We start from the raw sequence: 19,428 nt of genomic DNA, 5'->3' as shown, positions 1-19,428 counted from the left end.
GGCCAAGGCTGAGGTCGTGTCTGAATGCCAGACCTGACCCCGCCTGTACGAACAGCGGGGGTCAGGTCTGACATTCGGACACGATCTCGACAGTCGGCAGTCGTAACTAGCTAGAATTGGGCCATCCCGATAATGGACAAATCGCCATTGGAAGTGGCCAAGGCTGGGGTCGTGTCTGAATGTCAGACCTGACCCCGGCTGTGACGCCGGCTGTACCGGCTGTACAAGCGTATTGTTCGGTTGATGCGACCGCAAAGAAAAAAGCCACCTTGCGGTGGCTTTTTTCATCGTTCTTGGCGGAGACGGTGGGATTCGAACCCACGATACAGGTATAAGCCGTATGCATCCTTAGCAGGGATGTGCCTTCGGCCACTCGGCCACGTCTCCAATCAGTACCAACGTTTCCGTCAGCGCTGAGTGCAAGCATCTTAAGGGTTGGTGCTCATTTGGTCAAGAAAACACACCCAAAAAATTGCAAACTGGCTTAACTTTGTTCGAGATTAAATGACTTGTGCAGGGCGCGCACGGCCAGTTCCATGTACTTCTCGTCGATCAGCACCGAAATCTTGATCTCCGACGTCGAGATCATCTGGATATTGATGCCCTCTTCCGACAGCGTGCGGAACATGTCCGAGGCCACGCCGACGTGGCTGCGCATGCCAACGCCCACGGCCGAGACCTTCGAGACCTTGGCGTCGCCGACGATCTTGGCTGCGCCCAGGATGTCTTTCTGGTCTTCCAGCACTTTCATCGCCTGCACGTAGTCGTTGCGCGAGACCGTGAAGGTGAAGTCGGTCTTGCCGTCCACCGACTGGTTCTGGATGATCATGTCGACTTCAATATTGGCTTCGGCGATCGGGCCCAGGATGTGGAATGCGACGCCCGGCTTGTCCGGCACGCCCAGGACGGTGATCTTTGCTTCATCGCGATTGAAGGCGATGCCGGAGATGACGGCTTGTTCCATATTGCTTTCTTCCTCAAACGAAATCAGGGTGCCGGAGCTGGCTTCTTCGGCCAGGGGCATCAGGGGATCGGTCAGCGACGACAGCACGCGCGTCGGCACCTGGTAGTTGCCTGCAAATTCCACCGAGCGGGTTTGCAGCACTTTCGAGCCCAGCGAAGCCAGCTCGAGCATTTCTTCGAAGGTGATCTTCGACAGGCGGCGCGCCTCGTCGACCACGCGCGGGTCGGTCGTGTAGACGCCGTCGACGTCGGTGTAGATCAGGCATTCGTCGGCCTTCAGCGCGGCCGCAATGGCAACCGCCGAGGTGTCCGAACCGCCACGGCCGAGGGTCGAGATATTGCCGTCCTCGTCCATGCCTTGGAAACCCGTGATGATGACGATCTTGCCGTTGGCCAGGTCGCGCAACACGCGCGTGTCGTTGATCGACTGGATGCGCGCCTTCGTGAACGACGAGTCGGTGCGGATGCCCGCCTGCCAGCCGGTGTACGAGACCGCGTCCTTGCCGATGGCCAGCAGCGCCATGGCCAGGAGGCCCACGGACACTTGCTCGCCGGTCGAGGCGATCATGTCCAGTTCGCGTGGATCGGGCTGGTCCATGATCTGCTTGGCCAGACCGATCAGGCGATTGGTTTCGCCCGACATGGCGGACGGCACGACGACGATTTGGTGACCTGCGTCGTGCCACTTGGCCACACGGGCCGCGACATTCTTGATACGGTCCGTCGATCCCATCGACGTACCGCCATATTTGTGGACAATTAAAGCCATATCAGGAAGGGTTCCAGCTAGGGGTAAGGATCAAAAAGGGACCCTCACTCTAGCATGGTGCAGCGCGGCATCACAAGGCTCGTTGGCGTAAAAGCTATACGAAAAGAAAATAACCTAATGCGTTTTGCAACGAAGTCAGCAGGTCCCTTTAGCCAGCGTTGGCTTCCCAGCGCAATTCGATCCTGTCCTCGCCGCCTTCCAGCACATGCGCGCAATCCATCCCGATGCCGGCGGCGAACAACAGCTCGCGACCACGGCTGACGGTGGGCAGGCGCTCGCGCTCCCAGGCCGGCACGCCCAGCGCCTGGAAGTGCGCCTTCAGGCCGCGCGTGGGCCGGTTGGCCGCCGTCTTGAGGCGCTCGCCGCCCTTGCGGAAATCGATCATCAAAGGCAGTGCGCGCAGCCAGGCGGCGTCGAAGCCGCGGGCGGCCGGCACGAAGTGCAGCACGCCGCCGTAGGCCGGAAACGCGATCGACGCTTCGCCCTGCCAGCGAAAGCGCTGCCCTTCCTTGACGAAGATGCCGAGATCGTCCGGGTCGCGCATGCCTTCCAGTTCGGGCAAGTGCGGCGTCAGGTACAGCTTGCCGCGGTGGCGGCGGATGTGGCAATCGGGATGCGTGACCTTCAGTTGCGCATCCTCGCGCGCCGAGAACAATTGCCAGACCATTTCGGCGAGCCACGCGGTCGATGGCATCGCCAGCCCACGTACGGCAAACAGATGGCGCAGGCAATTGTCAATGCGGTCGGCACTGAGCGCGCCGAGCACCGCGAGGTCGACCGCATCGCCATCCAGGCAGGCGGCCAGGTCCTGCGCCGCCAGTTCTTCGAGCATGCGCTGGGCCGACGCGACGTGGGCCGCGCCGCGCGCCAAGCGCGCCTGGAAGCCAGGAAAGTTCGCGGCCAGCGCCGGCATCACCTGATGGCGCAGCGCGTTGCGTGCATAGCGCGCATCCTGGTTCGATTCATCCTCGACCCAGCGCAAAGCGTGCGTCGCGGCGTAGGCCTCGAGCGAGGCGCGGGGCTGCGTCAGCAGCGGCCGTGCCATCACGGTAATGTCGTCGCCCAGCAAACCGGGTGAGCGGTTGGCCGCTTCCATGCCGGATAAACCGGCCGGGCCCGAGCCGCGCAGCAATTGCAGCAGCACGGTTTCGGCCTGGTCGTCGAGGTGGTGGGCGGTCAGCAGTAGCGTCGCGCCATGCGCACGGCACATGGCCCCCAGCGCCGCATAGCGTGGGCGGCGTGCAGCAGCTTCCACGCCGGAACCGTCGACCGGGATCGTCACGTGGCGATGGTTGAACGGCACGCCTAATTCAGCGCAGCTGCGTTCGCAGTGCGCAAGCCAGGCGTCGGCATTCGGGCTCAGGCCGTGGTGAACATGAAAGGCAAATAGCGGGATGCCCTGCTGCGTGCACCAGGCGCGGGCCAGGTGCAGCAAGACCATCGAGTCGAGGCCGCCGCTGCAGGCGATCGCGATCGAGGTGGGCGTGTAGGTGGTGAACAGGCGCGAGAGCGCCTCATTGCATGCTGCCGGGACCGATCCGGCTGGATCGGTCCCGCGATTGGTTCTGCTCACTGTTGAGACTCGCTTACTCTTGTTGCTTACTCTTCGCGCGGCGGCGTTTCCTTGAACTTACCGTATGCCATCAGCTTGGCGTGACGGGCTTCAAGCAGGTCCTTGGTCTTCATGCCCTGGAACTGGCGCAGCGTGTCTGCCAGTGCGCGCTTGAGCAATTGCGCCATCTGTTTCGGGTCGCGGTGCGCGCCACCCAGTGGTTCGTTGACGATCTTGTCGACCAGGCCCATGGCCTTCAGGCGGTGTGCGGTCAGGCCCAGTGCGTCGGCAGCATCGGCCGCGCGCTCGGACGTCTTCCACAGGATCGATGCGCAGCCTTCCGGCGAAATCACCGAGTAGGTCGCGTATTGCAGGATCAGCACGGCGTCGCCAACGGCGATGGCCAGTGCGCCGCCCGAGCCGCCTTCACCGATGATGGTGGCGATCAGCGGCACTTTCAGTTCGGCCATCACGTACAGGTTGTGACCGATGGCTTCGGACTGGCCACGTTCTTCGGCTTCAATGCCGGGGAATGCGCCCGGGGTGTCGACGAACGTGAAGATCGGCAGGCCGAATTTTTCGGCCAGCTTCATCAGGCGCATGGCCTTGCGATAGCCTTCGGGCTTGGGCATGCCGAAGTTGCGCATCGCGCGCTCTTTGGTGTCGCGGCCCTTCTGGTGGCCAATCACCATGCAGGGCTGACCGTTGAAACGGGCCAGGCCGCCGATGATCGACTGGTCGTCGGCGAAGGTGCGGTCGCCGTGCAGTTCATGGAAATCGGTGAAGATCGAGTTCACATAGTCCATCGTGTACGGACGCTGCGGGTGACGCGAAATCTTCGACACTTGCCACGGAGTCAGCTTGGCATAGATGTCTTTGGTGAGCTGCTGGCTTTTCTTGTCCAGGCGATCGATCTCCTCGGAGATATCGACGGCGGAATCATCTTGTACGAACCGCAGCTCTTCAATCTTGGAATCGAGCTCGGCGATCGGCTGCTCGAAATCGAGGAAAGTTAATTTAGTCATTGTCACTCCGGGGTAATGTCTTGGCCGTGCTCTGAGGCTGCGCGGCGGATCAGGGCGCTATTCTACCGTAAGCCGGTGGCGTGTCGGGCGGATCGGGGGCTCAGGCCGCAGGGGCGACCGGGTCCAGGCTGCGCCACAAATACCAGGTCGCCACCGTGCGCCAGGGTTCCCAGTTGGCCGACACCTCACGCGCATCGCTGCGCGAAACAGGTTCGCCCGAGAAATAGTTTTGGCTGATGCCCTGGATCAGGCCGGGATCATCCAGTGGCAGGACGTTCGGCCGCAGCAGATTAAATATCAAAAACATCTCGGCTGTCCAGCGGCTGATGCCGCGAATCCGGATCAGCTCGGCAATCACCGCCTCGTCATCCATTTCGGACCACAGGTCGGCGTGGACGCGCTTGGCCTTGAAGTGGTCGGCCAGGTCCAGGATGTATTCGGTCTTGCGTTTGGACAGGCCGCAGCCGGACAACTGGACTGCGCCCAGCTTGATGATCTGGCTCGGGCCCAAGGTCGGGCAGACCGCCAGCAGCTTGCCCCAGGCCAGATCGGCCGCCTTCGGCGTGACTTGCTGGCCGACGATCGAGCGCGCGAGCGTCGTGAACGGGTCGGGCTGGCCACGCAGGTGCAGGTCGCCGAACTGCGGGATGAGCTTGTTCATGATGCGGTCGCGCTGCATCAGTTCGCGCTTGGCTTCGGCCCAGTAGATGGGCACGGCGAGCGCATCGTGCGCCGGCGACGTGCCTGCCAATGCAGCCACGCTGCCCGACTTGTCCTTGTTCGCTGGCATTATGTACGGCGCCAGGTCGTTCCGTCGGCCTTGTCTTCCAGGACGATGCCCGCCTCCGTCAACCCCTTGCGAATGGCGTCGGCGCCGGCGAAGTCGCGCGCGGCCTTGGCGGCTGCGCGGCGTGCGATCGCATCCTGGATCGCCGCTTCGTCCAGGCCACCCTCGCCCGCATCGGGGCTACCCGCCTGCAGGAACGCCTGCGGTGAGCGTTCGAGCAAGCCGAGCACGGCGGCCAGCGCCTTGAGCTGGCGCGCGGCATCCACGGACCGGGTGCGGTTGACTTCGCCGGCCAGATCGAACAGCGCGGCCACTGCCAGTGGCGTGTTGAAGTCGTCGTCCATCGCGTCGCGCACGCGGCGGGCGTGGGCTTCGTCCCAGTCGACCGCGACCGGCTCGTTGCCAAGCTCGATCCCGTTCAGCGCTGTGTACAGGCGGGTCAGCGCTGCCTTCGCGTCGTCGATATGGACGTCGGAATAATTGAGCGGGCTGCGGTAATGGGCGCGCAGGATGAAGAAGCGCACGACTTCGGCGTCATACTTCTTGAGCACGTCGCGGATCGTGAAGAAATTGCCCAGTGACTTGGACATCTTTTCGTTATCGACGCGCACGAACCCGTTGTGGATCCAGTAGTTGACCATCGGCGCGCCGAACGCGCCTTCGGACTGGGCGATCTCGTTTTCGTGGTGCGGAAACTGCAGATCGGCGCCACCGCCATGGATGTCGAAATGTTCGCCCAGCGTCGCGCACGACATGGCCGAGCATTCGATATGCCAGCCCGGCCGGCCCTGACCCCACTGCGAATCCCATTTGGCATCAAGCGGCTCGGATTGTTTGGCGGCTTTCCACAGCACGAAGTCGAGCGGATCGCGCTTGCCGGTGTTGACGTCGACGCGCTCGCCGGCGCGCAGGTCGTCGAGCGATTTGCCCGACAGCTTGCCGTAGCCGTCGAAGCCGCGCACGGCGTAATTGACGTCGCCGTCTTCGGTCTTGTAGGCCAGGCCTTTCTGTTCGAGCTTGCCGATGATCGACAGCATCTGCGGGACATATTCGGTGGCGCGCGGCACGACGGTGGGCGGCAGGATGCCAAGCGCAGCCGTGTCTTCATCCATATACCCGATGAAGCGGCCCGTCAGCGAACCGATGGTTTCGCCATTCTCGACGGCGCGCTTGATGATCTTGTCGTCGATGTCGGTGATGTTGCGCACGTACTCGACCTCGTAGCCGGACGCCAGCAACCAGCGGTACACGACGTCGAACGCCATCATCATGCGTGCATGGCCAACGTGGCAGTAATCGTAGACAGTCATGCCGCAGACATACATGCCGACCTTGCCGGCGACCTTCGGGACGAAAACCTGCTTGTCACGCGCCAGCGTGTTGTAAATCTTGAGTTGGCTCATTGAATTTTCGGTTCGCACGAGGATGGCAAACGCTCGCCGGCGCCGCAACGACCATCCCGGCGCGGCATTGCATGCGCGCCAGCCGGACGGGTGCGGCGTGGGGTGCGCCTGGGGCCTCGGTGTTATTCTTATTTGATAGAATGGGACGTTGTTTGTAAGCGCTTCTCTTGTGCGCTTCAAGGAAAGTATAGCATTGATAAAAACCCGGCTGGCCCCATACGGACCAGCTTTATTTTTGGGACAACCCTTGACAGCGCCACGTGCGCGGTCCATCAGAGGAAGCCAGATGTCATCGTCATTCAACCGCCGCTTCGCCCTCGTGCGCGTCGCTGGCGCCACCGCTGCCCTCGCCTGCGGCCTCCTGTTCTCCAGCAGCGCGCTGGCGGCCGACATGCCGCAGTATTCGATCAAGACCAGCATGGGCGAGATCGTTGTCGAACTCGATCAGGAGAAAGCCCCCAAAACGGTGGCCAACTTCGCGGCCTATGCCAAGTCGGGCGCCTACAACGGCACGATCTTCCACCGCGTGATCGATGGCTTCATGATCCAGGGCGGCGGCATGAACGAAAAGTTCGAAGGCCGCAAGACACAGAAGCCCATCAAGAACGAATCGAACAACGGCCTGTCGAATCAGCCGTACACGATTTCGATGGCGCGCGAAGACAATCCTGACAGCGCCACCTCGCAATGGTTCATCAATGTGGCCGACAATTCGGGCATCGATTTTCCGTTCGTCGGCGGCTCCGGTTACACGGTGTTCGGCAAAGTGGTCAAGGGCCAGGAAACGGTCGACAAGATCAAGGCCGTCGTGGTTGACGACGTGCGCGGCATGCAGAACGTGCCGGTCGTGCCGATCAAGATTACGTCCGTGACGCTGCTCAAGGGCGACAAGCTAGTAAAATAACGGTTCCGCCGCGCCTGCATCCGGCGCGCACGCCCATCAACCAATTACAAGGACACCACATGACGACGATTCTCATCACCACCAATCAGGGCAACATCACCGCTGAACTGGACGCTGAAAAAGCACCGAAGACCGTTGCCAACTTTATCGACTACGTCAACAAGGGCCACTTCAGCAACACGATCTTTCACCGCGTGATCAAGGACTTCATGATCCAGGGTGGCGGTTTCGAGCCAGGCATGAAGCAAAAGCCAACCCCGGCAACCGTTGAGAACGAAGCCAAGAACGGCCTGAAGAACGACAAGTACACGCTGGCCATGGCCCGTACGTCGGACCCGCATTCGGCATCGGCCCAGTTCTTCATCAACACCAAGAACAATGCCTTCCTCGACTACCCGGGCCAGGATGGCTGGGGTTACGCCGTGTTCGGTAAAGTCACCGGCGGCCAGGAAGTCGTCGACGCGCTGAACAACGTCAAGACCAGCCGCGGCGGCATGCACTCCGACGTGCCGGTCGACCCAGTCATCATCGAGAAAATCGAAGTCCTGTAATGTTCGGCGCGCACCAGCATCAGTCGGTCTCATGAGCGTTCTCTTGAGCGCTCCCACGACGCTGCCTGCGCGCCCGTTCGCGCTGTTCATCTCCGACCTGCACCTGCAGGTCTCGCACCCGCGCACGCTGGACGCATTTCTACGCTTTCTTGCCGAGCGCGCGGTGCATGCCGAGCACCTGTATCTGCTCGGTGATATCTTCGAATACTGGGCCGGCGACGATGACGTTGCCGATCCGTTTCACCAGACCATCATCACGGCGATCCGCGCCGTCGCCGATGCCGGCGTGGCAGTCTATTGGATCGCGGGTAATCGCGACTTCCTGGTCGGGGCAGGCTTTGCGCACGCCGCGCACCTGACCCTGCTGCAGGAACCCCATGTCATCGAGGCCGGCACGCGCCGGATCGCGCTCGTGCACGGCGACGCGCAGTGCACGCTCGACACCAAATACATGGCATTTCGCGCCCAGGTGCGCGCTCCCGACTGGCAGGCACAATTCCTCGGCATGCCGCTCGCACAGCGCAAGGGCATCATCGCCGGACTGCGCGAAGGTTCGCGCGAAGCCCACACGGGCAAATCGTACGAGACGATGGACGTCACGCCGGATGCGGTAGCCGATGTGTTTGCCTCGCTCGATGCCGACGTGATCATTCACGGGCACACGCACCGGCCCGCCGTGCACGCGCACGGCGACAAGCTGCGCTACGTGCTGCCCGACTGGGAACTCGACGAGGTACCTGCCCGCGGTGGCTGGATCGCGCTGTACCAGGATGGCAGCCTCGTGCGCCACGACGTCGACGGCACCGTCCTGACATCCCTGTAGGGTGGGCGGCTGTGCCGCCCACGCGTTCAACGTAACGTGGTGTACCGGCGTGCGAGCGTCGCTCGAACGCGTGGGCGGGAAACCCGCCCACCCTACCCGCACTGGATAATCGCGCGTCTGCATATTGACCTCTGCGCCGCCACTGTTATACTCAACTACAACACCACTTCAACACACCACCATGAGGAGGCAGGCATGCGCATCACCCTGACGCTGCACCGAACCACCACGGAGGCCCCCGATGACCGTCGGCTGGAACGATAAAACCCCGATTTACCGCCAGCTCAAGGAGCGCGTCGTCGGCATGATGCTCGACGGCGATCTCAAGGCTGGCGACGCCCTGCCCTCGGTGCGCCAGATCGCCGCCGACTATCAACTCAACCCAATCACCGTGTCGAAGGCCTATCAGGAACTGGTCGACGAGAACCTGGTGGAAAAACGAAGGGGAATTGGCATGTATGTCACCGAAGGCGCCAGCGAGAAACTGCTGGCAAGCGAGCGCGCACGTTTCATCAGTGAAGAGTGGCCGGCGATGCTCGAGCGTATCCGCCGCCTGGGCCTGGACGTCAAGGAGCTGCTGACCAACGCGGACCACGGAGGTGCGGCATGAGCGCCGTCATTTCCGCGCGTGGCTTGAGCAAACACTACGGCAAGCGGGTCGCCGTCGACAGCATCGACATCGAGATCGCCGCCGGCCGCATCGTCGGCCTGATCGGCCCCAACGGCTCGGGCAAGACGACGACGCTCAAGGCGGCCCTTGGCCTGATCCAGTGCGAAGGCGAGCTGTCGGTACTGGGGCTCGATCCGCGCACCCAGCGCGACGAGCTGATGAAGGACGTCTGCTTCATCGCCGACGTCGCCATCCTGCCGCGCTGGCTGCGCGTGACGGATGCGATCGACTTCGTGGCGGGCGTGCATCCGCGCTTCGACCGCAGCAAGGCCGAACGCTACATCGCCAACACCAGGCTGACGCCGACGATGAAGGTCAAGGAAATGTCCAAGGGCATGATCGTGCAACTGCACCTGGCGCTCGTGATGGCGATCGACGCGAAGCTGCTGGTGCTGGACGAGCCGACGCTGGGCCTGGACATCATTTACCGCAAGGCGTTTTACCAGAACCTGCTCGAAGACTATTTTGACGAACACAAGACGATCGTCATCACGACGCACCAGGTCGAGGAAGTCGAGCACATCCTGACCGACCTGCTGTTCATCCGCGACGGCAAGATTGCGCTGGCCGCGTCGATGGAAGAGATCGGCGAGCGCTACGTCGAAGTCATGGTGGGCAGCGACAAGGTCGCGGCGGCCAGAGCGCTGCAACCGATCGACGAGCGCACCGTGTTCGGCAAATCCGTGATGCTGTTCGACGCACTGCGCGCCGGCGGCCTGTCCCGCACCCAGCTGGCCGCACTCGGCGATGTCCGCAACCCGAGTGTGGCTGACCTGTTCGTCGCCACCATGAAAGGAACCTACGCATGACTACGCCAATGAGCACCATGAAATGGCTGATCCGGCGCGAACTGTGGGAACACAAGGGCGCGTTCTTCTGGGCGCCGCTGGTCGTGGCCGCCGTGCTCGTGCTGCTGTTCGGTGGCGGCTTCCTGTACGCCATCATCGCCAATCCGTCGTTCCACGTGCAGGTCAGCGGGGAACAAATCATGACGGTCAATGGCTTGCCGCCTGCGGTGCTGGCCAAGCTGGCCGCGGCCGCTGCGTCGAGCTACTTGGTGATCACGGCGCCGCTGTTCTTCGTGCTGCCGGTGGTCGTGTTCTTCTACTGCATGGCGGCGCTGTACGACGACCGGCGCGACCGCAGCATCCTGTTCTGGAAGTCGCTGCCGATGTCCGATGCGCAGACCGTGTTGTCGAAGGCCCTGACGGCGTTGCTGGTTGCGCCACTGGCGACGATCGCGATCGGCATTGCGGCCTCGTTGATCCTGCTGGTGATCGGCCTGCTGGGCGGCGCCATCAAGGGCATCAACCTGATCGCGCCGGTGCTGGCCAATATCGACTTCTACCTGGCGCCGGTGTATCTGATCAGCTTCCTGCCGCTGTACATCCTGTGGGCGCTGCCGACAGTCGGCTGGTTGCTGCTGGTGTCGAGCTGGGCAAAGTCGCGCGTGTTCCTGTGGGCCGTCGGCGCGCCATTGGTGGCGCTGGCGATCCTGGCCTGGTTCGATTTCCTGGCCGGGCGTTTTGCCGGGGTGTCGATGAACGTCAAGTGGTTCGGCGAAGAGATCGTGGCGCGGGTGCTGCTGGGCGTGTTCCCCGGGATCTGGTTCGGTGAAGTCAATGGACAGGCGCTGGCGCAGCAGCAACAGGCCGGGCTCGATGGTCCGCTGCTGTTGGGTACCTCCTACAGCACGCTGCTCACGCCGGGTGTCTGGATTGCGGCCGCCGCCGGCTGCGCCATGATCTACGGCGCGATTCGCCTGCGCCGCTGGCGTGACGAGGGGTAAGCGCGATGCGACTTCCCTTCATCCTGATACTGGGCATGCTGCTGGGTGTGAGTGTAAGTGTGAGTGCGAGCGCCAGCGGTGCCGACACGCCACCGGACAGTCCCGAGACTATCCACGTCAACGCGATCCGCAAACCGGAAGTGCGCAAGTACACGGCGATCGTCGCGGGCTTGGACGCCTTCGAGCGCCATCACAGCATGGCACCAAAAGCGAAGATCCTGCGCTTCCGGGTCGAGCGGCGCGCCTGGACCGACAAGACGCCCAAGCCGGGTGAGGCGCCACTGGCGCTGCGCCTGGAAGGCAAGGACGGCTTCGTGCTGCCGCTGACCCTGAACGACGCGGTTGAGACGATCGTGCCGCGCAGCAGCGCTGCACTGGCGGCGGACAGCGAACTGGTCCTCAATCGGAAACGGCGGATGTACCGCGTGACGCCGCTGGTGCGCTCGCCTGGCCTGCCGGAGAATGTACGGCGCCTCGGCGACCTGCGGCTTGAATGCCACGTGATGGTCGCGATCGGCAAAGAGGAGCTTGGCCTGATGCGCACGCTGTTCGTCAACAGCGTGCTGCTGACGCCCAACTGGTGCAACTTCTTCAATGCCGAGCGCGAGGGCTTTCAGTTCGACACGCCGGAGCGTCTCGCGCGCGCCACCTTGCGTGAAGGTGATCGCATGAAAGAACTGCCGGTCGAAGGGCAGAGCTTTCGCACCGCCATGAACGATCCGGACTGGAGTGACGACGCGCTGATCGAGCTGGCGTTCGAGCCGGTTACTGGAACTGCTGGCGAAACGCCTCGAACTGGCCCTTGAGGTCTTCCATCTCGCCGCGCAGCGCGGCGACTTCTTCTTCGAGCTGCGCGATGCGACCACCCTGCGTCAGGTTGCTCGCGCTGCTGGACGTCTGCTCGCTGCCGGCCACGATGGTGATCTCGCCGCCCAGCAGCTGGCCGTACCGCGATTCCTTGGTGCCCGGCGCGCGCTCGAGTTTCACAACCAGCGGCGGGTATTTGTCGATCAGGAACTGCAGCGCCGTTTCGACATCGGCCACGGTCTTGAATTCGTGCAGGCGCCCGCTGCGGGTGCGGATCTCGCCGGCCGTCTGCAGGCCACGCAGCATCAGGATGGTGAGCACGGCCAGCTTGTCCTGCTCGAGCGTCCACTTGATTCGCATGCGGTGTTCATACTTGACGACGCGTGCGCCGGCCTGCGAGATGGCGTTCACGAGCTTGCGCTCGGCCAGGCGCTGCAGTGTATCGAGCACGACCGCTTCGCTGATCTGCATGACCGGATCGCGGCTCGACAACTGGTTGCAGCCATTGACGATCGCGTTGAGCGACATCGGATAATTATCGGGCGTCAGACCTTCTTTTTCGGCCAGTACGGCCAGCACGCGCAGCTCGACCGGATCGAGCACCGCCACCATTTCATTCGTCATGCGTTTCCTTGTTATGCCAAACGGTTCAGTTGTTCGAGGCGAGTTTACCACCGTCGTTGGCGCAGGATGGCCTGGCGTGTTTCGTCGCCGATTCGGGAAGAGTGTTGCTGGAGGGAGTTTGCTACTGCGGAGGGATGAAACTGCCAGGAATGCCGCGAGCGCAGCAATCCAGGCATGAAGAACAATCAGCTGTCGCGCCCGATGCGCTGGCGGCGCGCTTCATACAGGCAGACGCCCGAGGCCACCGACACGTTCAGGCTTTCGACCGAGCCGAACATCGGGATGCTGACCAGCACATCGCACGTCTCGCGCGTCAGGCGGCGCATGCCCTCGCCTTCCGAACCCATGACCAGTGCGGCCGGGCCCGAGAAGTCGGCTTCGTACAGACCCTTGTCGGCGTCGTCCGTGGTGCCGATCAGGAGAATGTCGCGCTCCTTCAGCTCGCGCATCGTGCGCGCCAGGTTGGTCACCGTGATGTACGGGACCGTCTCGGCGGCGCCGCTGGCGACCTTGGCGGCGGTGGCGTTCAGGCCGACCGCGCGGTCCTTCGGTACGATGACCGCGTGCGCGCCGACACCGTCGGCCACGCGCAGGCAGGCGCCCAGATTATGCGGATCGGTGATGCCGTCCAGGATCAGCAGCAATGGCGGACCTTCGATGGCGTCGAGCAGCTCATCGAGATTGCGCGCCAGCGCGAGCTGGCTGGCAAACGCAATCACGCCCTGGTGACGGCGGGTGCCGGTGATCTTGTCGAGGCGTGATGCCTCGACGGGCATGACGCGCACGCCGGCCGCCTTGGCGTTGGCGATCAGGTCCTTCATGCGGCCATCGTTGCGCTCGGCATCGACGAAGATTTCTTCCACCGACTGCGACTCGTGACGCAGTCGCGAGGTCACGGCGTGGAAGCCGAAAATCATTTTATTTTTCATTTGCTACTTTTCGAATACTTTCAGGGACTTACTTCTTGCTGGTTTTGGCTGCAGTCTTCGCTGCGGTCTTCGTTGCAGCTTTGGCCGGGGCCTTGACAGCCTTCGGCGCGGCTGGCTCAGCGACAGCCTTGGCGGCAGCCTTGCGTGGTGCAGCTGCCGCCTTTTTGGCTGGTGCTTTGGCAGCGACTGCCTCGGCCGGGGCCTTGGTTGCGGCTGCCTTGGCTGGCGTTTTGACCGCTGCTGCCTTGGCCGGGGCCTTGACTGCCGCTGCCTTGGCCGGCGCTTTCGCAGCAACGGTCTCGGCTGGAGCCTTGACTGCTGCTGACTTGGCTGGTGCCTTGGCTGCTGCTTTTTTCGCTGGCGCCTTCACCGCTGCTGCTTTGGCCGGTGCTGCCTTGGCCGGCACGTCAACTGGTGCTGCGGCGACTGGCGCTGTTACGGCAGCCGTCTTGGCAGCAGCCTTTTTGGCTGGCGCCTTGACCGCTGGCGCAGCCACGACTGGTGCTGCTGCAACTGGCGCCGCAACTGCAGGCGCTTTCGCAACCGCTTTCTTTGCTGCGGCTTTCACTGGCTTGGCGTCGGCAACCGGCGCTGGCGCTGGTGCAGCCGCGACCACGTCGTTGACGACGGCCTTGGTTGCACGTGGCTTGCGCGCTGGCGCTGGGGCAGCGACTGCTTCGGCAGGCTTTGGCGGCGCGACCGGTGCTGGTGCTGGCGCTGCTGCAACCGGTGCTGGTGCTGCAACCGGTGCCGGCGCTGGCTTCTGCGTCTGCGCTGGTGCTGGTTTCTGCGCCTGCACTGGCGCTGGTGCCGGCTTCGCTGCCTGCACTGGCGCCTGGGGCGTTGCTGTCGTCATCGGCGCTGCAGCTGCTGCCGCAGCGCGCTCGGCCGCCTTGGCCTTCTGACGGGCCTTGCGCGATTTCGGCTTGGCCTGTTGCGGCTCGATGCCATCCTGACCAAGCGGACGTGCAATCTCGAGCGGCGACTGCTGTGGACGGCCATTATCGTTGTTGCCGCCGTTGTTGCCCGGCTTCGGACCACGCGAACGACCACCGCGCGAACGCTTGCCGTTCCCGCCGTTGTTATTACCGTTGCCGTTGCCACCGTTGTGATTGTTGTTGTTGCTGCCACCACCATTGCCGCCATTGTTCTGACGACCATCATTCGTGCGTGGCTCGTTGCTGCGCTGTTCCTTGTTGCGGCCACCCTGATTGCGCTCACGGCCGGCATCGTCGCCCGACGACTCGGCGCCAGGCGCGGACGCCAGCGTCAGGTCGATCTTGCGCGATTCCAGATCGACACGTGCGACCTTGACGGTCACCTTGTCGGTCAGGCCATAGCTCTGGCCGGTACGCTCGCCGCGCAGCACGTGGCGCGCTTCATCGTACTGGAAGTAGTCGGCGCCCAGCTCGGTGACGTGCACCAGGCCTTCGACGAACAGCTCGTCCAACTGCACGAAGATGCCGAAGGTGGTCACGCCCGCGATGGTGCCGGTGTACTCTTCGCCGATCTTGTCTTGCATGAAGAAGCACTTGAGCCAGTTTTCGACGTCACGCGACGCTTCGTCGGCGCGGCGCTCGTTGGCCGAGCAGTGCACACCCAGGGCGTCCCAGATGGTCAGGTCTTTTTCGTTCTTCGGCGCCTTGCCGTCAGCCTTGTCTTTCGCGGCCTGCTTGCGGGCCGAGTTCGACTGCGTCGTGTTCAGCTTGGCCAGGTCGATGCCTTTCGGCTCGTACTTCTTGCCAAGCAGGATCGCCTTGATCGCGCGGTGCGTCAACAGATCGGGATAGCGGCGGATCGGGCTGGTGAAGTGCGCGTAGGCCTCGAACGCCAGGCCGAAGTGGCCGACGTTGTCCGGGCTGTAGACGGCCTGCTGCATCGAGCGCAGCATCATCGTCTGCAGCAGTTGTGCATCCGGCCGCTCCTTGATCTGCTGCATCACGGCTGCGTAGTCACGCGCGCTCGGCTTGTTGCCACCGGCCAGGTTCAGGCCGACCTGCTTGAGGAAGGTACGCAGCTGGTTCAGCTTTTCTTCGGTCGGCGTCGCGTGAATGCGGAACGTGCCCGGGTGCTTGTGGCGCAGCAGGAAATCGGCAGCGCACACGTTGGCCGACAGCATGCACTCTTCGATCAGGCGGTGCGCGTCGTTGCGGGTGCGCGGGATGATCTTTTCGATCTTGCCCAGCGCATTGCAAACGATATAGGTTTCGGTGGTTTCGAAGTCGATCGCACCGCGTTCCTGGCGTGCCTTGAGCAGCGCGCGGAACACCTGGTTCAGGTGTTGCAGATGCGGCACGATGCCAGGACGCTTTTTGGCTTGCTCGCCGTTCTCGTCAGCCAGGATGTCGGCCACTTCGTTATAGGTCATGCGCGCAGCCGAGTGCATCACGGCCGGGTAGAACTGGTAGGCGGTGACTTCGCCATCTTGCGAAACCACCATGTCGCAGACCAGCGTGCAGCGGTCGACCGCCGGGTTCAGCGAGCACAGGCCGTTCGACAGTTTCTCGGGCAGCATCGGGATCACGCGGCGCGGGAAGTAGACGGACGTCGAGCGTTCGATGGCGTCGGCGTCGAGCGAGTCGTTCGGTTTGACGTAATGGCTCACGTCGGCAATCGCGACCAGCAGGCGGAAACTGTTCACGCCCTTGATGGTCACCGGTTCGCAGTAGACGGCATCGTCGAAGTCGCGTGCATCTTCGCCGTCGATCGTCACCAGGGGCACGTCGCGCAGATCCACGCGGTTGGCCAGGTCGGCATCGATGACTTCGTTCGGCAGGCGCCCGGCCTGCTTGAGCGCGGCCGGCGAGAAGATGTGCGGCACGCCGAACTTGCGCACGGCGATTTCGATTTCCATGCCCGGGTCATCGAGCTCACCGAGCACTTCGACGATACGGCCGGTCGGCTTCTGGAAGCGGCCTGGCTGCTCCAGCAGTTCGACACTGACGATCTGCCCTGCGCGCGCCTTGCCGGTCGGGCCGGTGACGATCACGTCCTGGGCGATGCGCTGGTCTTCGGGCGAGACGATCCACGCGCCGTCTTCATTGAGCAGGCGCCCGATGATGTGCGTGTTCGCGCGCTGGACGACTTCGACGATCGAGCCTTCAGGACGGCCGCGGCGGTCCATGCCCGTCACGCGCGCCATGACGCGGTCGCCGTGCAGCACTTTCTGCATTTCACGGTCGGACAGGAACAGGTCGGGACCCGGTTCATCGGGAATCACGAAGCCAAAACCGTCGCGATGCGCGCTGACCTTGCCGGCCACGAAGGCGGAATGATCAGCCAGCATATAGGTGCCGCTGCGGTCGGAACGGATCTGGCCGTCACGCTCCATCGCGTTCAGGCGGCGGCCGAGGACTTCCTGCGCTGCGGGCTGAACATCAAGGGCATGTGCCAGGGCGGCTGCATCGAGCGATTCAGCGGCGTCGCGGAAGACAGCGAGGATTTCCTCGCGGCTTGGAATGGTATGAGTAGGTTGCTTCAAATCGATTCTTTTTTCTTTGGCCAGTAGAGCGCCGCACATCACATAAGGGCGGCAGCGTGGTTAATTGACACCATGACAGGCGTAGTGTAACGGAGGTCTATCCGATTCGCCTAACATGATGTGCGCCAACGACCTGCGCCCGTAACAGGATGCATGCGCAGAAAGCCTGCGCGGGGTACTTGCACATGAGTCCTTGTCGAGAACTTCACCTTGGGTCTTTGACTATTGAAAATGATCCGCTATAATCTCGCTCTCTTCAGCAACGGCGACAACGCCGGGGCGATGAAAAGCAATGGTAGCAGAGGATGTTTGATGCGCCGGTCAGCTATGTATCACGAATAGTTGATCTGGCGGAAAATGACAAACCCTGCTATTGTAGCAGAGATGTTCTTGCAGTGCCCACGTGGCGGAATTGGTAGACGCGCATGGTTCAGGTCCATGTGCCGCGAGGTGTGGGGGTTCGAGTCCCTCCGTGGGCACCAAAAAGTTCATCGGTTGTAAAGTTCGTGTAGTTGCAGTGCCCACGTGGCGGAATTGGTAGACGCGCATGGTTCAGGTCCATGTGCCGCAAGGTGTGGGGGTTCGAGTCCCTCCGTGGGCACCAAAGGTTTCAAGTAGTCGTAAGTAGCAGGCAGTATCGTTGTGAGTAGTCCCAGTGCCCACGTGGCGGAATTGGTAGACGCGCATGGTTCAGGTCCATGTGCCGCAAGGTGTGGGGGTTCGAGTCCCTCCGTGGGCACCAAAAGTCTATCTGGTAGTAAGCAGTCTGTAATATCGTTGTCAGCAGTTGCAGTGCCCACGTGGCGGAATTGGTAGACGCGCATGGTTCAGGTCCATGTGCCGCAAGGTGTGGGGGTTCGAGTCCCTCCGTGGGCACCAAAAAATGTAGTGAGTTTGTGGACCCCGTGTCCCGCAAAACGCCGTAGCCTTTGAAACAGGGTTACGGCGTTTTGCGTTGTACGTGCTGTTTTGTGGCGCGAGTTCAGTGCGTCGCCAGGTCGTCCAGGATCGGGCAGGCCGAGCGCGCGTCCCCATGGCACGATGCCGCCAGGCTCACGAGGGTGCGGCGCATCGCCGCCATCTCCGCGATCTTGCGGTCCAGCTCTTCGATATGCGTCTGCGCCAGTGCGCGCACGTCGGCACTGGCCCGGCCCTTGTCTTCCCACAGCGCCAGCAAATTCCTGATCTGGTCCAGCGAAAAGCCCAGCGCCCGCCCCCGATGGATGAATTGCAGCACGCGCACCTCGCGCTCGCTGTAGAGGCGATAGCCAGCATCCGTGCGGCGTGGCGCCGGCACCAGGCCGATCGATTCGTAATGGCGGATCATCTTGGCCGTGACGCCCGATGCGCGGGCGGCATCGCCGATGTTCATGCTGGGTGGGGTCGCTTGCACGGTGCACTCCGGTTGTCGTTCATGCACCAGCTTACACCTTCCCACAGTGGGAAGGACAAGTGCATGCTTGACTTGCGCGCCGGAACGGTCGAGCATGGGCGTCATGCAGATTCTTCGCTCTGCCGTCCTCGGGACGGCGCTCGCTGTCGTTTTTTCTTCCAGCCTGGCTGCGCCGGCGCCATATTACCAATGGCGCAGCAAGCTCACGGGCGCCCTGGCCTGTTCGCCGACGCCGCTGGGTGAAGGCTGGGTCAAGGCGACCGGTCCCTATCGTGACGCGCGTTGCGAAAAACCCATCGTTGTTAAATAATGAATCCGGCAGACGTCGTTTGTCTGTCATTGTTCAGCTTTCAAAAACAGCTTACCCACTGAGGAGACACCCCATGTTTACCAGCCCGGAACAGTTTGCCAACGCCACGAAAACCCTGTTCGACCTGCAGATGCAGACCTTCAATGCGCTGGCCGGCAAGACCGTCAAGGGCGTCGAGCAGGTCGTCGCCCTGAACATGAACGCCGTTAAAAGCACGATGGACAGCACGATGCAGGCGAGCCGTGACATCGCCCAGGCCAGCAATCCGAAGGCCGCATACGAGTCGCTCGCGGCGCGCATGCAGCCAGCCGCCGGCGTGACCAACGCGGCCGAGTACACGACGCAGTTGAAGGCCATCATCGACGACATGCACAACGAGTTCCGTGGCGCAGCCGATGCGCACGCCGTCGAAGCAAAGAACACGCTGTCGGCGCTGATCTATGACGTCACCCAGAACGTCAAACCAGGGTCCGAGAATGCGGTCCAGATCATGAAGGCGGCGATCGACAATGCCTTCAAGGGCTATGAGCAAGTGACGGCCGCCACGCGCCAGGCGGTGCAGACGGTCGAAGCGCAGTTCGAACGCGCCAGCACCATCGTCACGCCGGGCGGTGGCAAGCAGGACAAGCCCGAATAAGCCCAGGTAAG

Annotated in this window: 17 protein-coding genes, 5 tRNA genes and 1 pseudogene; 13 read left to right on the top strand and 10 right to left on the bottom strand. The window is 62.7% G+C overall.

All coding sequences use genetic code 11. The features are described from left to right. Window positions 1–294: 294 nt before the first annotated feature. From AC56LV_RS03265 to cysS, 6 genes are all read right to left on the bottom strand, one after another. A tRNA-Ser gene (locus AC56LV_RS03265) sits at window positions 295–387 on the bottom strand. Between the two features lie 97 nt (window positions 388–484). Beyond that, a complete protein-coding gene (locus AC56LV_RS03260; RefSeq protein WP_499555983.1) occupies window positions 485–1,732 on the bottom strand; it encodes an aspartate kinase in 1,248 nt (415 codons plus the stop codon). A 148-nt stretch (window positions 1,733–1,880) separates the two neighbouring features. Beyond that, the gene (gene tilS, locus AC56LV_RS03255; protein ID WP_499555981.1) at window positions 1,881–3,305 is read right to left on the bottom strand and encodes a tRNA lysidine(34) synthetase TilS; all 1,425 of its coding nucleotides are present in this window, start codon (window positions 3,303–3,305) and stop codon (window positions 1,881–1,883) included. A gap of 26 nt (window positions 3,306–3,331) precedes the next feature. Then, window positions 3,332–4,309 carry an acetyl-CoA carboxylase carboxyltransferase subunit alpha gene (locus AC56LV_RS03250; RefSeq protein ID WP_183551355.1) on the bottom strand — a complete coding sequence of 326 codons (978 nt, stop codon included), beginning with the start codon at window positions 4,307–4,309 and terminating at the stop codon, window positions 3,332–3,334. Window positions 4,310–4,409: 100 nt separating this feature from the next. After that, complete coding sequence (locus tag AC56LV_RS03245) at window positions 4,410–5,099, bottom strand: DNA-3-methyladenine glycosylase family protein (protein WP_258837698.1); 690 nt, start codon at window positions 5,097–5,099, stop codon at window positions 4,410–4,412. Then, window positions 5,099–6,499, bottom strand: coding sequence for a cysteine--tRNA ligase (cysS, locus tag AC56LV_RS03240; RefSeq protein ID WP_499555979.1), 1,401 nt, complete (start codon window positions 6,497–6,499; stop codon window positions 5,099–5,101). The genes AC56LV_RS03245 and cysS overlap by 1 nt, the downstream gene beginning before the upstream one ends. Before the next feature lie 286 nt (window positions 6,500–6,785). Here cysS and AC56LV_RS03235 point away from each other — a divergent pair, with 286 nt between their 5' ends. From AC56LV_RS03235 to AC56LV_RS03205, 7 genes are all read left to right on the top strand, one after another. After that, the gene (locus AC56LV_RS03235; RefSeq protein ID WP_499555977.1) at window positions 6,786–7,403 is read left to right on the top strand and encodes a peptidylprolyl isomerase; all 618 of its coding nucleotides are present in this window, start codon (window positions 6,786–6,788) and stop codon (window positions 7,401–7,403) included. 59 nt (window positions 7,404–7,462) lie between these two features. Further along, window positions 7,463–7,954, top strand: coding sequence for a peptidylprolyl isomerase (locus AC56LV_RS03230; protein WP_183551345.1), 492 nt, complete (start codon window positions 7,463–7,465; stop codon window positions 7,952–7,954). Window positions 7,955–7,997: 43 nt separating this feature from the next. After that, window positions 7,998–8,777, top strand: a complete 780-nt coding sequence (locus AC56LV_RS03225; protein WP_499555975.1) for a UDP-2,3-diacylglucosamine diphosphatase — start codon at window positions 7,998–8,000, stop codon at window positions 8,775–8,777. Window positions 8,778–9,018: 241 nt separating this feature from the next. Beyond that, complete coding sequence (locus AC56LV_RS03220) at window positions 9,019–9,387, top strand: GntR family transcriptional regulator (RefSeq protein ID WP_332530081.1); 369 nt, start codon at window positions 9,019–9,021, stop codon at window positions 9,385–9,387. Beyond that, complete coding sequence (locus AC56LV_RS03215) at window positions 9,384–10,256, top strand: ABC transporter ATP-binding protein (protein ID WP_499555973.1); 873 nt, start codon at window positions 9,384–9,386, stop codon at window positions 10,254–10,256. Before AC56LV_RS03220 ends, AC56LV_RS03215 begins: the two co-directional genes overlap by 4 nt. After that, window positions 10,253–11,236 (top strand): hypothetical protein, encoded by a 984-nt coding sequence (locus tag AC56LV_RS03210; protein ID WP_499555971.1) that lies wholly within the window; start codon window positions 10,253–10,255, stop codon window positions 11,234–11,236. The genes AC56LV_RS03215 and AC56LV_RS03210 overlap by 4 nt, the downstream gene beginning before the upstream one ends. A gap of 5 nt (window positions 11,237–11,241) precedes the next feature. Further along, on the top strand, window positions 11,242–12,042 hold the full coding sequence (locus AC56LV_RS03205) for a hypothetical protein (RefSeq protein ID WP_499555968.1): 801 nt from the start codon (window positions 11,242–11,244) through the stop codon (window positions 12,040–12,042). Here AC56LV_RS03205 and AC56LV_RS03200 read toward each other — a convergent pair. From AC56LV_RS03200 to rnr, 3 genes and pseudogenes are all read right to left on the bottom strand, one after another. Beyond that, the gene (locus AC56LV_RS03200; RefSeq protein WP_258837690.1) at window positions 12,002–12,667 is read right to left on the bottom strand and encodes a YceH family protein; all 666 of its coding nucleotides are present in this window, start codon (window positions 12,665–12,667) and stop codon (window positions 12,002–12,004) included. The genes AC56LV_RS03205 and AC56LV_RS03200 overlap by 41 nt on opposite strands. Window positions 12,668–12,852: 185 nt before the next feature. After that, window positions 12,853–13,596 carry a 23S rRNA (guanosine(2251)-2'-O)-methyltransferase RlmB gene (rlmB, locus tag AC56LV_RS03195; RefSeq protein ID WP_499555965.1) on the bottom strand — a complete coding sequence of 248 codons (744 nt, stop codon included), beginning with the start codon at window positions 13,594–13,596 and terminating at the stop codon, window positions 12,853–12,855. Between the two features lie 1,180 nt (window positions 13,597–14,776). Beyond that, window positions 14,777–17,077 (bottom strand): annotated as a pseudogene (gene rnr, locus AC56LV_RS03190) (ribonuclease R); the annotation flags it as partial. A 397-nt stretch (window positions 17,078–17,474) separates the two neighbouring features. Between rnr and AC56LV_RS03185 the strand changes: the two are divergent. The 4 genes from AC56LV_RS03185 (at window position 17,475) to AC56LV_RS03170 (ending at window position 17,956) form a co-directional block, all read left to right on the top strand. Further along, a tRNA-Leu gene (locus AC56LV_RS03185) sits at window positions 17,475–17,559 on the top strand. 37 nt (window positions 17,560–17,596) lie between these two features. After that, window positions 17,597–17,681, top strand: a tRNA-Leu gene (locus AC56LV_RS03180). A 53-nt stretch (window positions 17,682–17,734) separates the two neighbouring features. Then, window positions 17,735–17,819 (top strand) — tRNA-Leu (locus AC56LV_RS03175). Window positions 17,820–17,871: 52 nt separating this feature from the next. Next, window positions 17,872–17,956, top strand: a tRNA-Leu gene (locus tag AC56LV_RS03170). Between the two features lie 103 nt (window positions 17,957–18,059). Here the strand turns inward: AC56LV_RS03170 and cueR are convergent. Further along, a complete protein-coding gene (cueR, locus tag AC56LV_RS03165) occupies window positions 18,060–18,449 on the bottom strand; it encodes a Cu(I)-responsive transcriptional regulator (RefSeq protein WP_499556772.1) in 390 nt (129 codons plus the stop codon). Between the two features lie 115 nt (window positions 18,450–18,564). Here cueR and AC56LV_RS03160 point away from each other — a divergent pair, with 115 nt between their 5' ends. Continuing rightward, a complete protein-coding gene (locus tag AC56LV_RS03160) occupies window positions 18,565–18,780 on the top strand; it encodes a hypothetical protein (protein WP_499555963.1) in 216 nt (71 codons plus the stop codon). A 73-nt stretch (window positions 18,781–18,853) separates the two neighbouring features. Continuing rightward, the gene (gene phaP, locus AC56LV_RS03155) at window positions 18,854–19,417 is read left to right on the top strand and encodes a TIGR01841 family phasin (protein ID WP_499555961.1); all 564 of its coding nucleotides are present in this window, start codon (window positions 18,854–18,856) and stop codon (window positions 19,415–19,417) included. Window positions 19,418–19,428: the final 11 nt, after the last annotated feature.

The organism is Telluria sp. RB2R28 (assembly GCF_059685835.1).
The sequence above is the reverse complement of the archived record's forward strand: the minus strand, read 5'-3'. Positions and strand labels throughout refer to the sequence as shown.